Origin of the sequence: Streptomyces sp. NPDC050164 (assembly GCF_044459945.1) — a bacterium.
Taxonomy (GTDB): Bacteria; Actinomycetota; Actinomycetes; order Streptomycetales; family Streptomycetaceae; genus Streptomyces; species Streptomyces coeruleorubidus_A.
In genome coordinates this window covers 76,688-89,958 of the sequence record NZ_JBITJK010000001.1, presented here as the reverse complement: position 1 = coordinate 89,958, position 13,271 = coordinate 76,688, and the positions used below count along the sequence as shown (strand labels likewise).

Annotated in this window: 13 protein-coding genes; 3 read left to right on the top strand and 10 right to left on the bottom strand. The window is 69.7% G+C overall.

Features of this window, described 5'->3' with window-relative positions; translation table 11 throughout:
- Nucleotides 1-79: 79 nt before the first annotated feature.
- The 3 genes from glmS to ACIBNA_RS00505 all read right to left on the bottom strand — a co-directional run bounded on the left by glmS (nt 80) and on the right by ACIBNA_RS00505 (nt 3,873).
- Nucleotides 80-1,927, bottom strand: a complete 1,848-nt coding sequence (glmS, locus tag ACIBNA_RS00515) for a glutamine--fructose-6-phosphate transaminase (isomerizing) (RefSeq protein WP_399163083.1) — start codon at nt 1,925-1,927, stop codon at nt 80-82.
- Nucleotides 1,928-2,047: 120 nt separating this feature from the next.
- The gene (locus ACIBNA_RS00510) at nt 2,048-2,857 is read right to left on the bottom strand and encodes an ABC transporter permease (protein WP_399163082.1); all 810 of its coding nucleotides are present in this window, start codon (nt 2,855-2,857) and stop codon (nt 2,048-2,050) included.
- Nucleotides 2,854-3,873, bottom strand: a complete 1,020-nt coding sequence (locus tag ACIBNA_RS00505) for an ATP-binding cassette domain-containing protein (RefSeq protein ID WP_399163081.1) — start codon at nt 3,871-3,873, stop codon at nt 2,854-2,856. The genes ACIBNA_RS00510 and ACIBNA_RS00505 overlap by 4 nt, the downstream gene beginning before the upstream one ends.
- 194 nt (nt 3,874-4,067) lie before the next feature.
- On the opposite strand from ACIBNA_RS00505, the gene coaA reads away from it, so the two are divergent.
- Complete coding sequence (coaA, locus tag ACIBNA_RS00500; RefSeq protein WP_399163080.1) at nt 4,068-5,036, top strand: type I pantothenate kinase; 969 nt, start codon at nt 4,068-4,070, stop codon at nt 5,034-5,036.
- A gap of 31 nt (nt 5,037-5,067) precedes the next feature.
- The gene (locus ACIBNA_RS00495; RefSeq protein ID WP_399163079.1) at nt 5,068-5,997 is read left to right on the top strand and encodes a DUF389 domain-containing protein; all 930 of its coding nucleotides are present in this window, start codon (nt 5,068-5,070) and stop codon (nt 5,995-5,997) included.
- Nucleotides 5,998-6,083: 86 nt separating this feature from the next.
- Here ACIBNA_RS00495 and glmM read toward each other — a convergent pair whose 3' ends face one another.
- The 4 genes from glmM to ACIBNA_RS00475 all read right to left on the bottom strand — a co-directional run bounded on the left by glmM (nt 6,084) and on the right by ACIBNA_RS00475 (nt 9,121).
- Complete coding sequence (gene glmM, locus ACIBNA_RS00490) at nt 6,084-7,442, bottom strand: phosphoglucosamine mutase (protein WP_399163078.1); 1,359 nt, start codon at nt 7,440-7,442, stop codon at nt 6,084-6,086.
- Between the two features lie 154 nt (nt 7,443-7,596).
- Nucleotides 7,597-8,109, bottom strand: coding sequence for a 30S ribosomal protein S9 (rpsI, locus tag ACIBNA_RS00485; protein ID WP_399163077.1), 513 nt, complete (start codon nt 8,107-8,109; stop codon nt 7,597-7,599).
- Between the two features lie 42 nt (nt 8,110-8,151).
- Nucleotides 8,152-8,595 carry a 50S ribosomal protein L13 gene (gene rplM / locus ACIBNA_RS00480; RefSeq protein WP_010036634.1) on the bottom strand — a complete coding sequence of 148 codons (444 nt, stop codon included), beginning with the start codon at nt 8,593-8,595 and terminating at the stop codon, nt 8,152-8,154.
- A 214-nt stretch (nt 8,596-8,809) separates the two neighbouring features.
- Nucleotides 8,810-9,121, bottom strand: coding sequence for a hypothetical protein (locus ACIBNA_RS00475; RefSeq protein ID WP_399163076.1), 312 nt, complete (start codon nt 9,119-9,121; stop codon nt 8,810-8,812).
- 74 nt (nt 9,122-9,195) lie between these two features.
- Between ACIBNA_RS00475 and ACIBNA_RS00470 the strand changes: the two genes are divergently transcribed.
- Nucleotides 9,196-10,068 (top strand): hypothetical protein, encoded by an 873-nt coding sequence (locus ACIBNA_RS00470; protein WP_399163075.1) that lies wholly within the window; start codon nt 9,196-9,198, stop codon nt 10,066-10,068.
- 19 nt (nt 10,069-10,087) lie between these two features.
- On the opposite strand, the gene ACIBNA_RS00465 is transcribed toward ACIBNA_RS00470, so the two are convergent.
- The 3 genes from ACIBNA_RS00465 to pgsB form a co-directional block, all read right to left on the bottom strand.
- Nucleotides 10,088-11,173 carry an NlpC/P60 family protein gene (locus ACIBNA_RS00465; protein ID WP_399163074.1) on the bottom strand — a complete coding sequence of 362 codons (1,086 nt, stop codon included), beginning with the start codon at nt 11,171-11,173 and terminating at the stop codon, nt 10,088-10,090.
- A gap of 40 nt (nt 11,174-11,213) precedes the next feature.
- On the bottom strand, nt 11,214-11,696 hold the full coding sequence (locus tag ACIBNA_RS00460) for a poly-gamma-glutamate biosynthesis protein PgsC/CapC (protein WP_150482528.1): 483 nt from the start codon (nt 11,694-11,696) through the stop codon (nt 11,214-11,216).
- Between the two features lie 71 nt (nt 11,697-11,767).
- Complete coding sequence (pgsB, locus tag ACIBNA_RS00455; RefSeq protein ID WP_399163073.1) at nt 11,768-13,264, bottom strand: poly-gamma-glutamate synthase PgsB; 1,497 nt, start codon at nt 13,262-13,264, stop codon at nt 11,768-11,770.
- Between the last annotated feature and the right edge of the window lie 7 nt (nt 13,265-13,271).

Genomic DNA, 13,271 nt, shown 5'->3' with positions numbered 1-13,271 from the left:
CCGACCGGTCGGCTGACCGGCTGATCGGCTGTGCAAGGGGCGAACGGCGACCGGCCGTTCGCCCCTTTTCCTCACTTCCTCATTCCACCGTCACCGACTTCGCCAGGTTCCGAGGCTGATCCACCTCGTTCCCGCGAGCCGTCGCCAGCTCACACGCGAACACCTGCAGCGGCACCGTGGCCACGAGCGGCTGGAGCAGGGTCGGCGTGGCCGGCACCCGGATCAAGTGGTCGGCGTACGGCACCACCGCCTCGTCACCCTCCTCCGCGATGACGATCGTGCGCGCACCCCGCGCCCGGATCTCCTGGATGTTGGACACGATCTTGTCGTACAGCACGGACCGCCCGCGCGGCGACGGCACCACGACGACCACCGGCAGATCCTCCTCGATCAGGGCGATCGGCCCGTGCTTCAACTCCCCCGCCGCGAACCCCTCGGCGTGCATGTAGGCCAGCTCCTTGAGCTTCAGCGCGCCCTCCAGCGCCACCGGATACCCCACATGGCGGCCGAGGAACAGCACCGTGTTCTTCGAGGCGAGCGTGCGCGCCAGCTCCCGCACCGGCTCCATCGTGCCGAGGACCTGCTCCACCGCACCGGCGATCGAGGACAGGTCGCGGATCACCGCCCGGATCTCGTCACCCCACTTGGTGCCCCGCACCTGGCCCAGATACAGGGCGACCAGGTAACACGCGACGAGCTGCGTCAGGAACGCCTTGGTGGAGGCGACGGCCACCTCGGGACCGGCGTGCGTGTACAGCACCGCGTCCGACTCGCGCGGGATCGTCGAGCCGTTGGTGTTGCAGATCGCCAGCACCCTGGAGCCCTGCTCGCGGGCGTGCCGCAGCGCCATGAGCGTGTCCATGGTCTCGCCGGACTGGGAGATGGCGATGACGAGGGTCTGCGCGTCGAGGATCGGGTCCCGGTACCGGAACTCACTGGCCAGTTCCACCTCGCACGGCAGGCGCGTCCAGTGCTCGATGGCGTACTTGGCGATCATCCCGGCGTGGAAGGCCGTACCGCACGCGACGATGACGACCTTGTCGATCTCCCGCAGCACGCCCGCGGGGATCCGCACCTCGTCCAGGGTCAGCGAACCGGAGCCGTCGATACGGCCCAGCAGCGTATCGGCGACCGCCTTGGGCTGTTCGGCGATCTCCTTGAGCATGAAGTAGTCGTAGCCCCCCTTCTCCGCGGCCGACGCGTCCCAGTCGACGTGGTACGAGCGGACGTCGGCCGGGCGGCCGTCGAAGCCGGTCACCGTCACGCCGTCCCGGCGCAGCTCCACCACCTGGTCCTGTCCCAGCTCGATCGCCGACCGCGTGTGCGCGATGAACGCGGCGACGTCCGAGGCGAGAAAGGCCTCGCCCTCTGAGACGCCCACCACCAGCGGCGAGTTCCGCCGCGCGCCCACCACCACGTCCGGCTCGTCGGCGTGCACGGCGACCAGCGTGAACGCACCCTCCAGCCGCCGGCACACCAGCCGCATCGCCTCGGCGAGGTCCGCGCACGACGAGAACTCCTCGGCGAGCAGATGCGCGACGACCTCGGTGTCGGTCTCGGAGACCAGCTCGTGCCCCCGCTCCTCCAACTCGGCCCGCAGCAGGGCGAAGTTCTCGATGATGCCGTTGTGCACGACCGCGACCCGACCGGCGTTGTCGATGTGCGGGTGGGCGTTGGCATCCGTCGGCCCGCCGTGCGTGGCCCACCGGGTGTGTCCGATGCCCGTCGTGCCGGCCGGCAGGGGCCGGCCGTCCAGTTCCTTCTCCAGGTTCAGGAGTTTCCCGGCCTTCTTCCCCGTCGCCAGCCCGCCGTCGGCCAGCACGGCGACGCCCGCCGAGTCGTACCCCCGGTACTCCAGCCGCTTCAGCCCGGCCATCACGACATCGAGCGCCGACTGCGGCCCCACGTATCCCACGATTCCACACATGGGCGGCAGCTTAGGGTCGATTTCCGCGCCGAACCGGCCGCAGCGTGCCCGAAATCGGAAATTCCCACCGGGGTACGAAGACCAAGGACCTCACCTCCGGAGTACGAAGCCCCCTGGCTCTCAGACCTTCGCGCGATACGCCCTCATGGCCAGCGGATAGAACACGAGCGCGATCCCCGCCGCCCACACCAGCGACCACAGCACCGGCTCCGCCACCGCCCCGCCGAGCAGCAGCCCGCGGAAGGCGTCGGACAGATGCGTGACCGGGTTGACGTCGCTCCACGCCTGGAGCCAGCCCGGCATGGTGTCGACGACGACGAAGGCGCTGCTGGTGAAGGTGATCGGGAAGATGAGGGTGAAGGCGAACGCCTGCACCTTCTCCGCGTCACCGGCCAGCATCCCGATCAGTACCGCGCTCCAGGACACGGCCGCGGCGAACACCACCAGCAGCAGCGCGCCGAGCAGGAACCCGCCGAACCCGCCGGTGATGCGGAAGCCGAGGGCCAGTCCGAGGCCGATCATCAGCAGCATCGCCCACACATGCTTGGCGAGGTCGGCGGTGATCCGTCCGATCGGCGGGGCGGAGCGCGCGATGGGCAGGCTGCGCAGCCGGTCGAAGACCCCCTTGGTGAGGTCGGTGTTGAGCGCCATCGCCGTGTACATCGTCATGAACAGGGTGTTCTGCACGATGATCCCGGGCAGCGCGTACTTCAGGTACGCGTCGGGCGATCCGGCCATCTGCCCGCCCAGCACATAGGTGAACAGGAACACGAACATGATCGGCGTGATGCTGTAGTCGACCAGTTCGAGCGGGTTGTGCTTGACGGCGACCAGGCTCCGCCAGGCCATCGTGAAGGTCTGCCGCAGCCCGGCCAGCGGCGGCACGCGGCCCGACCCGGTGACCGGCGCGGTGATGGTGGTGGCGGTCATGACCGGCTCACCGCCTTCTCCCTCTCGTCCTCGTCCTCGCCCTCGTCCCGGACGGACGCGCCGCCGTCCTGCTCGGGCTCGCCCGGTTCGGCGCGGTGGCCGGTCAGGGCGAGGAAGACCTCGTCGAGCGAGGAGCGGCGCAGGGCCAGCTCGCCCACCGCGATCCCCTCCCGGTCCAGGGCGCGCACGACGGCCGGCATCAGCTCGGGGTCCTTCACCGGCGCGGTGATCATCTCGCCCTCGATCCGGGCCTGAGGGCCGGCGGCCCCGGCCACCAGGGCGTGTGCCCGCGTGAGGTCCTGTCCGAGGATCGGCCGGAGCTCCAGCACCTGGCCGCCGACCTGGGCCTTCAGCCGGTCCGGCGTGCCCTCGGCGATCACCCGGCCCTTGTCGATCACCACGATCTCGTCGGCGAGCACATCGGCCTCGTTCAGATACTGCGTGGTCAGCAGGGCCGTCGCACCGTCCGCGACCAGGCCGCGCAGCATGTCCCACAGCTCACCACGGCTGTGCGGGTCGAGGCCCGTGGTGGGCTCGTCGAGGAAGAGGATGCGCGGCCTCCCCACCAGGCTGGCCGCCAGGTCCAGGCGCCGGCGCATGCCTCCCGAGAACGTCTTCACGGCCCGGCCGGCCGCGTGCGTCAGCTGAAAGCGCTCCAGCAGTTCCCCCGCCCGCGCCTTCGCCTCCCGCCTCGGTAGGCCCAGCAGCCGGCCGATGAGCAGCAGATTCTCCGTGCCGGTCAGGTTCTCGTCGACCGCCGCGTACTGCCCGGTCAGCCCGACCAAGGCCCGCACGACCCCGGCCTCCCGGACCACGTCGTGGCCGGCCACCCGGGCCCTGCCCCCGTCCGGGCGCAGCAGCGTCGCGAAGATCCGCACCGCGGTCGTCTTGCCCGCACCGTTGGGGCCCAGCAGCCCGAGCACCGTGCCCTTGCGGGCCGCCAGGTCGACACCGGCCAGCGCCTCGGTCTCCTTGAACCGTTTGACCAGGCCTTCCGCCTCTATCGCATGCGTCATGGGTCACCCCTCGGCGTTCCTGGACCCCGACCTGGGCCCATTTCTCCCACAACTGTGACGCACGCCACTGACATTCCTCCCCTTGGCCGGTTTTCTCCTGAATGGGAGAATCCAAGGACCTAGGGTGACGGATCCCACCTCACGGTCCGTTCGTACGCCCGTAACAATGGACTGTGATCTCTCCGGTCTCCTCGATGCCCCGGAGCGCCCACCGGCAGCGGCCGGAGGCGACTCCCTACGTCGACCTCACCCGAGCCGAGTGGAGCGCGTTGCGTGACAAGACGCCGCTGCCGCTGACTGCCGAGGAGGTCGAGAAGCTGCGCGGTCTCGGCGACGTCATCGACCTCGACGAGGTGCGGGACATCTACCTCCCGCTGTCCAGACTTCTCAACCTCTACGTCGGTGCCACGGACGGCCTCAGAGGCGCGCTCAACACCTTCCTGGGCGAGCAGGGCTCCCAGTCCGGCACCCCGTTCGTGATAGGAGTCGCCGGCTCGGTCGCCGTGGGCAAGTCGACGGTCGCCCGGCTCCTGCAGGCCCTGCTCTCGCGCTGGCCGGAACACCCGCGCGTCGAGCTGGTCACCACCGACGGCTTCCTGCTGCCCACCAAGGAACTCCAGGCCCGCGGCCTGATGTCGCGGAAGGGATTCCCCGAGTCCTTCGACCGCCGCGCGCTGACCCGCTTCGTAGCCGACATCAAGGCGGGCAAGGACGAGGTCACGGCCCCCGTCTACTCCCATCTGATCTACGACATCGTCCCCGACAAGAAGCTCACGGTCCGCCGCCCCGACATCCTCATCGTCGAGGGCCTGAACGTCCTCCAGCCCGCCCTCCCCGGCAAGGACGGCCGCACCCGGGTCGGCCTCGCCGACTACTTCGACTTCAGCGTGTACGTCGACGCCCGCGTCGAGGACATCGAGCACTGGTACCTCAACCGCTTCCGCAAGCTGCGCGCGACCGCCTTCCAGAACCCGTCCTCGTACTTCCGCAAGTACACCCAGGTCTCGGAGGAGGAGGCCCTCGACTACGCCCGGACGATGTGGCGCACGATCAACCAGCCCAACCTGGTCGAGAACATCGCCCCCACCCGCGGCCGCGCCACCCTCGTCCTGCGCAAGGGGCCGGACCACAAGGTGCAGCGCCTGAGCCTGCGCAAGCTGTGACGCCCGGGGAAAGACCGGTTGGATAGCCGTCATGCTTCACTTGCGCCTGATCACGCCGTCCGGGAAGACCGACGACGTGGTGCGACTGATCGACAAGACGGTCGGCACCACCCATCTCGTCGTGCTGCCGGACACCGCCCGCAATCCCGCAGGGGACGTCGTGATGTGCGACGTGGCGCGCGAGGCGGGCGACGAACTGCTCACCGGCCTGCGGGAGCTGGGCATCGACACGAGCGGCTCCATCGCGGTCGAGAGCATCGACCTGTCGCTGTCCGAGCGGGCCGACCAGGCCGCGGCCGACGCACCCGGCGAGGGCGCGGACGCGGTCCTGTGGGAGCAGCTGACCGAAGCGACGCACGAGGAGTCGACCCTCTCCGCCACGTACCTCGCGTTCATCACCCTGGCCACGATGATCGCGGCCTGCGGCGTGGTCCTGGACAACGCGATCCTGATCGTGGGCGCCATGGCGGTGGGCCCGGAGTTCGGCCCCCTCACCGGCATCTGCACCGCGGTCGTCCGGCGCAGAGCTCGCCTGGCCCTGCGCTCGCTGATCGCCCTGCTGGTGGGCTTCGCGGTGGCGATGGCGGTGACGGTCGGCTTCAGCCTCTTCATGGACTCGGTCGACCTGTTCAGCGAGCGGCAACTCATGGCGGACCGCCCCAACACGGGCTTCATCTACGCCCCCGACTGGTTCTCCTTCGTCGTGGCGGTCCTGGCCGGCATCGCCGGCACGCTCTCGCTGACCTCGGCCAAGTCGGGCGCCCTGGTGGGCGTGGCCATCTCGGTGACCACGGTCCCGGCCGCGGCGAACGCGGCAGTGGCCCTGAGCTACGGCGACACGACCCAGACCAAGGGCTCCACCGAACAACTCCTGCTGAACCTGCTGGGCATCATCGTCGCCGGCACGCTGACCCTGCTGGCCCAGAAGTGGCTCTGGTCGAAACAACGCCGAGGTGTGTAAGGGGCGCGGGGAACTGCGCAACAAGCCACGACGAAACGGTCAGCCCGCGACGAACCGCAGCCCCACCCCGAACCCGGAACAGCCGACTACCCCAACGCAGACTTCACGACATCAGCCAACCGCCCCGCCACAGACCGAGCCTGCTCGATATCCGCTGCCTCCACCATCACCCGCACCAACGGCTCGGTCCCCGAGGACCGCAGCAGCACCCGCCCGGTGGCTCCCAGCTCCCGCTCCGCATCGGCGACGGCCGCCGCGAGCTCCGAGGACGTCGTCACCCGGGACTTGTCCACGTCCGGCACATTGATCAGCACCTGCGGCAGCCGCTCCATCACGGACGCCAGCTCCCGCAGCGGACGCCCGCTCTGCGCGACCCGCGCCGCCAGCAGCAACCCGGTCAGCGTGCCGTCGCCGGTCGTCGCATGGTCGAGAATGATCACGTGCCCGGACTGCTCGCCCCCGAGAGCGAACCCGTGCTCCTTCATCTCCTCCAGCACGTACCGGTCGCCCACGGCGGTCTGCACGAGCCGGATGCCCTCGCGCTCCATGGCGAGCTTGAAGCCCAGGTTGGACATCACCGTCGCCACGACCGTCTCGGCCCGCAGCGTGGAGGCCTCCCGCATGGCCAGGGCGAGGACGGCCAGGATCTGGTCACCGTCCACCTCCTCGCCGGTGTGGTCCACGGCGAGGCACCGGTCGGCGTCGCCGTCGTGCGCGATGCCCAGGTCGGCCCCGTGCTCGACGACGGCGGCCTTGATCTTGTCCAGGTGCGTGGATCCGCACCCGTCGTTGATGTTGAGCCCGTCCGGCTCGGCCCCGATCGTGACGACCTCGGCACCGGCCCGCTGGAACACCTCGGGCGAGACCCGGGAGGCGGCGCCGTGCGCCTCGTCGAGGACGACCTTCAGCCCGTCGAGCCGGTTCGGCAGGACACGCAGCAGATGCTCGACGTACCGGTCGGCGCCCTCCTCGGAGTCGCGCACACGGCCCACTCCGGCCCCGGTCGGCCGGTCCCACGGGGCGCCGGTGCGGTGCTCCTCGTAGACGGACTCGATCCGGTCCTCCAGCTCGTCGGCAAGCTTGTGCCCGCCACGGGCGAAGAACTTGATGCCGTTGTCGGGCATGGCGTTGTGGCTCGCGGAGAGCATCACACCGAGGTCGGCGCCGAGCTCTCCGGTCAGGTACGCCACCGCCGGCGTCGGCAGCACGCCGACCCGCAGGACGTCCACGCCGGCGCTGGCGAGGCCCGCGACCACGGCGGCCTCCAGGAACTCCCCGGACGCGCGCGGGTCACGCCCGACCACCGCGGTCGGCCGGTGCCCCTCGAACGTGCCCGCCTCGGCCAGTACGTGCGCCGCGGCTACGGAGAGGCCGAGGGCCATCTCCGCCGTCAGGTCCGCGTTGGCGACACCGCGCACGCCGTCCGTGCCGAAGAGTCGTCCCACTGTGGTGTCCTCCGAATTGCGAGAGAGTGCGGCTCCAGTACATCCCCCGGGACCGTCCGGCATCCGCAGGGGTTGTGTACGTGAACGCCCCGGCGGCACGGAAGGTGCCGCCGGGGCGATCGTTGCGAAGACAGTCGCAAGGACAGCTACGCGATTAGCGCTTGCTGTACTGCGGGGCCTTGCGGGCCTTCTTCAGACCGGCCTTCTTGCGCTCGACCGCACGGTCGTCGCGGCGGAGGAAGCCGGCCTTCTTGAGGGCGCCACGGTTGTTGTCGGCGTCGGCCTCGTTCAGCGCGCGGGCGACACCGAGACGGAGCGCACCGGCCTGACCGGAGACACCGCCACCGGCGATGCGGGCGATGACGTCGTAACGGCCCTCGAGCTCGAGCACCTTGAAGGGCTCGTTGACTTCCTGCTGGTGCACCTTGTTCGGGAAGTAGTCCTCGAGGGTGCGCCCGTTGATCTTCCACTTGCCGGTGCCCGGGACGATCCGGACGCGGGCGATGGCGTTCTTGCGACGGCCCAGGCCGGCGGCCGGCTGGGGCTCGCCGAAGCGGGAGGCCATGGACTCCGAGGTGTACTCACCCTCGACGGGGACCTCGGACTCGGTGGTGTAGCTGTCGATGTCAAGCTCTTCGAGCGGCTGCTCGGCAGTGGTCTCGGCCACGATTCTCCTCAGATTCTCTTCAGTCTTAGGGGGTGGCCGGACTTACTGCGCGACCTGGGTGATCTCGTACGGCTGCGGCTGCTGCGCGCCGTGCGGGTGCTGGTCACCCTTGTAGACCTTCAGCTTCGAGAGCATCTGACGGCCCAGAGTGTTCTTGGGGAGCATGCCCTTGACGGCCTTCTCGATGGCCTTCTCGGGGTTCTTGTCGAGCAGCTCGTCGTAACGGACGGAGCGCAGACCACCCGGGTAGCCGGAGTGGCGGTACGCCATCTTCTGGGTCCGCTTGTTGCCGGACAGGTGCACCTTGTCCGCGTTGATGATGATGACGAAGTCACCAGCGTCGACGTGGGGGGCGTAGATCGGCTTGTGCTTGCCCCGGAGGAGGGTCGCTGCGGTGGTGGCGAGACGACCCAGGACAACGTCCTGGGCGTCGATGACGTGCCACTGGCGCGTCACATCGCCGGGCTTGGGGCTGTACGTACGCACGGTTCGTAGCCTTCGCTTCGAGTGAATGGTCCTGAACAGGTCACCGAAACGATCACGACAGCCTTGACCGCACAGCGGTGACGCAAACCGCGTGCTGGTCGCTGGTCATCGGCCCGGTGGACCGGTGTAAGGGCCCGTCCCGTGAGAATGAGCAAGCCAATACACAACGAAAGAGCAGAATACCGGGGCTCACCACAAGGGTCAAAACGCGGGATCATCGACGACGGCCGGTCACGGAGACGCACAGGCCGGCACACAGAGTCACGGCCCTCCTCAGCGTCCGGCGCCGCACCGGCCGCACGTACGGGAACACCGACGACAACAGCACATCGACGACCACGGCGACGCCCCACCGCGGCAGGCAGCCGCCCCCGCGCGGACGGCGAAGCGCCCGCAGCACCCCGACCGCGACCGTCGGCCAGACCCCGACCGCGGTCGCCGGCCAGGACCACAGGCACACCAGCAGCACCACGGCCGGCAGCACTCGCCCCAACCACCCGCAGATGTCGCCTTTGCCCGTCCGCATGGGAGGAACGCTAGGGGCTCCAGGGCCCATCCAGGCGGACCAGCACGCCACTTGTCCCGTCTAAGATGCGCCCCATGAGCTTTGGGCAGGGGGGACCCCAGTCCCAGTGGGATCCATGGAAACCGCAGTCGCAGCAGCCCTGGAGCGGCGAGGGCGGCCAGTCTCCGGACTGGGCCGCGCTCGCCGAGGCGTCCGAGGCCCGTAACAAACGACGCCGGCTGCTCCTGGTCGGCGGCGGCGCGCTCGCCACCGTCGCGATCGGCGCTGCCGTCGCCGTGGCCGTGGTCTCGGCGGGCGGCGACAACCAGGCGAACAGCCCGACCTCCCAGGTGCCCTCGGCCGACATCCCGAGCCAGTCCGCCTCGGCCCCGTCGTTCGCACCGACCAGCGCCCCGCCCCCGCTGGACCCGAAGGACTTCATCGCCAGCGCGAAGAAGGACACGGCTCCGCTCAGCCCGGACACCCTCTTCCCCGGCACCCAGCTGACCATGGGCGAGACGACGTACAAGAAGGGCCCCACGGCCGACACCGAGAACTGCGCCTCGGCGTCGGGCGGCACGCTCCCGAAGATCCTCACCGCGAACGACTGCACGCGCCTGATACGCGTCACCTACTCCAGGGACGGCATCGCGGTGACGGTCGGCGTGGCGGTCTTCGACACCGAGGCACAGGCCGCCAAGGCCAAGAGCCAGACCAACAAGAAGAGCTTCGTCAAGTCGCTCTCCGGCGGCGGCGTCAAGGCCTTCTGCGAAGCCGGGTTCTGCCGCACGACCAGCAACTCCTACGGCCGCTACGCCTACTTCACCAACGCCGGCTTCACCAGCGGCAAGGACGTGTCGACGAAGGACACCGAGGTGTTCGCCACCGGCGACAACCTCCAGCTGTTCACCTTCCGCCAGATCCACCGCCGCGGCCAGGCCCAGGCGTCGGCCGCGGCGAGCGAGTGACCGGCCGCCGCCCGCCCGGTCACAGCCTCTTCGCGCTGCGCAGCGTCTTGGCGTAGTAGCCGTTGCCGTCCAGCCGGGACACTCCGCCGACGTCGCCGATGGTCGGGCCGTTGACCTCCTCACGGCTGGAGATGAAGAGCAGGTGGCCCTCGGTGTCGTAGCCGAGCACCATGCCGACGTGGTCCAGGCGCTGCTTCGTCCGGGCGTCGAGCTTGAAGAAGACGAGGTCCCCGGGCTGGAGCTGGTCGATGCCGGTGGGCCGGTTCTCTGGCGACACACCGGTCAGCGGCAGGACGTCGGCCCCCTGGTCCGAGCGGGCCATGCCGTTGGCGGTGCGCGGCAGGCCGTCGCCCGAGTCGTCCGAGGACATCAGCGGGTAGCGGGCGCGGTAGCCGAACACCATCCGCATGTATCCCGAGCAGTCGATCGACTTGGCGCGCGCGGTCTCCGGCTGCCCGATCACGCCGTCCCGGAAGGGGTACTGGACGCCCAGGTAGTCGTAGAAGTCGGACTGCTCCAGGCGCAGGTCGCCGCCCTCGGCACCCGTCGCGTTGAGGGGGCCGAAGTTGGCGTCACCGGCGTAGCCGATGCCCTGCTCGTCCTTCTTCTCCTTGGCGCCCGCGACGTACTGGAAGGCGACGGCGATCAGGTCGTCCTCCTTGCTGCCCTGGAGTTCGGCGTACCAGTCCTTGAACCACTTCTGCTTCTCCGCGCCCTTCTTCCAGGGCTCGGGCATGAGGCGCACCCAGTCCGTCGTGGAGACCTTGGAGCTCGTCGACGAGGGCTCGGCGAAGGTGCGGGCCGGTCCGGTCAGGGTCGCGGTGCGCGCCCCGTCGGTGAACACCGCCTTGACCTGGCCGTCGGATCCGCGCAGCACCGAGCGGGCCGGGTTCTCCAGCCGGGACCAGCTCTCCCCGCCCTTGTCTCGGGTCTTCGTCGCGCCGTCGGCCCGGTCCGAGCCGTCCAGCACGCCGACGTTCGTGATCTCGGGGACGCCCTTGTCCTCCTGCTTGCGCAGCTCCACGGTGAGGTAGCCGGAGGTCGCGACGAGCGCCAGCACCACGAGGCCGGAGAGGACCGGCCGCGATTTCTTCTTTCCTGCCATGTGTTGTCTCCTGGTTATCGGCCGCCGGGGACGCCGGTTCTCAGACGGTGGGCATGATGCCGAGCAGCAGTCCGGCGGCGACGACGATGTAGGCCATGAGCGAGACGGTGCCGGTTGCCAGCAGGGTCGGACCCTTGGGCTGGCGGACCATCTGGTACGCGATGAGGCCGGGCACGATGAATCCGAGGGTCTGGTTGCCGTACAGCAGCGGGAACTCGATCGAGAGCACGATCATCACGGTGGCCTGGAGCAGCACGCCCAGCAGGACGACCGCGGCGAACAGCCGCTTGCCGTAGAGGATCACCAGCCGCTGCATGACCTTGGTGCCCGCATAGGTGAGGGCGGTGACGCCGACCACCATGGCGGCTCGCTGGAGGTCCTCGATGAGGGTCAGGGCGAGCCAGCCCGGCGTGATCATTCCACCGGGCGAGAGGTTGGTGGTCAGGTAGCACAACAACGAGAAGAACAGTCCGATGGCGATGCCGAGGGCGGCCATCTCGGGGGTCAGGGCGGCGGTGGTCAACGGGGTCTCCGGGCACGGGTGCGGGTGCGGGGCGAGCGGCGGGCGTGGGTCGTGGGTCCCGCCCGTGGACGTCAGGAACGGGGAGGCTGCCCCCCGCCGTCGGCCGTCGGGTACGGGGAGTGCCCGTAGGGGTCGTCGGCGTACTGCCATGGCTGTTCGGCCGGGTCGGCGTACGGCACCTGCTGGTACGGGGCCGGGGCGGGATACCCGGCGCCGGCGTACGGCCCCGACGGCTGGGCCGGGATGTGGACCACCGGGATCTCCTGGGTACGGGAGGCCTGGTAGCGCTCCTCGTAGGCCATGGGGTACGAGGCGTAGGGGTCCAGGCGCGCGGGCTGGGCCAGCGTCGGCGTGGCCGAGGGCCGCGCGGCGTCGGCGGTGGCGGACTCGTCCGCCGGGAGTTCGGCGAGGTACTCCAGCAGTTCCTCGCCCTGGCCGTGGATGTTGCCGATGGCGACCAGCGAGGAGTCGGCGGACAGGCGCTCCAGCAGGGCGGGCATGAACTCCTCGGCCGACCGCCGCTCGCCCCCGAGGTCGATCGCGCGGTCGCGCCACTCGGCGGGGATGGCGTCGATCGCGCTCTTGGCGGGGTGCCCGATGACGAAGACGTGATCCGGCTGCAGGTCGGGGATGATCTCGCCCATCTGGCCGTTGCGCTCCACGCGGTCGGGCCGGCAGTTGATCACGACGTTCAGCGGCCGGTGGATGGCTCCGAGGTCGAGGAGCTGGTTGATGTTCATCAGCGTCGACTCGGGGTCGTTGGCCGCGAAGACGTTGGCGAAGGCGAGCCGCTTGCCTTCGGGCGCCAGGTAGCGCTCGACGGACAGGACGCCCGGGTCCGGCGGGGCGTCGTACATGCCCTGCAGGGCGACCCGCCGTTCCACGCCGAGCAGTTCGGCCACCACGAGGGCGATCGCGACGTTCTCCTTGAAGGTGAACCAGCTGAAGCCGCGCAGTTCCTCGTCGGTGACGGTCTCCGGGTCGGCGTAGATCAACTGGCAGTTACGGGCGTCGGCCTCCTCCTGGAGGATGTGGAAGCGTTCCTTCTCCGCGGTGACGCAGATGCCGCCCTCCGGCATGGAGCGGCACAGCGACCGCGCCACGTCGTCGAGGGTGGGCCCCATCTCGGCGAGGTGGTCCTCGCGGACGTTGCACAGCACGCCGATCGTGGAGCGGATCAGCTTGCTCTGGTTCACCTCCTGCAGGGCCGGCATGACGGCCATGCACTCGATGACGAGGGCGTCGGGCCGGTAGGTGGCGGCCCGGCGCACGATGCCGATCTGCTCCACCACGTTGGCGATGCCGAACTTGCGGTAGACCGGCTCCTCGGTGGCGTCCGGGTGGATGAACCGGGCCGCCGTACCCGTGGTCTTCGCCACGGTGACCAGGTCGCCGCCGCGCAGCGCCCCGGCGCACAGCCGGGTGATGGAGGACTTGCCGCGGATGCCGTTCACGAGCACGCGCGAGGGGATGCTGTGCAGGCTGGCGTAATGCCGGCGCTGTTCCACGATGCCCGCCACGAGCAGCAGCACGCTGCCGGTGAGCAGGACGAAGTACAGATAGAGCACGGCTGGG

Bases quoted from the DNA above. Each gene is read 5' to 3' on its own strand.
- glmS (WP_399163083.1), bottom strand. From the start codon at position 1,927: ATGTGTGGAATCGTGGGATACGTGGGGCCGCAGTCGGCGCTCGATGTC.
- ACIBNA_RS00510 (WP_399163082.1), bottom strand. From the start codon at position 2,857: ATGACCGCCACCACCATCACCGCGCCGGTCACCGGGTCGGGCCGCGTG.
- ACIBNA_RS00505 (WP_399163081.1), bottom strand. From the start codon at position 3,873: ATGACGCATGCGATAGAGGCGGAAGGCCTGGTCAAACGGTTCAAGGAG.
- coaA (WP_399163080.1), top strand. From the start codon at position 4,068: ATGCCCCGGAGCGCCCACCGGCAGCGGCCGGAGGCGACTCCCTACGTC.
- ACIBNA_RS00495 (WP_399163079.1), top strand. From the start codon at position 5,068: ATGCTTCACTTGCGCCTGATCACGCCGTCCGGGAAGACCGACGACGTG.
- ACIBNA_RS00475 (WP_399163076.1), bottom strand. From the start codon at position 9,121: ATGCGGACGGGCAAAGGCGACATCTGCGGGTGGTTGGGGCGAGTGCTG.
- ACIBNA_RS00470 (WP_399163075.1), top strand. From the start codon at position 9,196: ATGAGCTTTGGGCAGGGGGGACCCCAGTCCCAGTGGGATCCATGGAAA.
- ACIBNA_RS00465 (WP_399163074.1), bottom strand. From the start codon at position 11,173: ATGGCAGGAAAGAAGAAATCGCGGCCGGTCCTCTCCGGCCTCGTGGTG.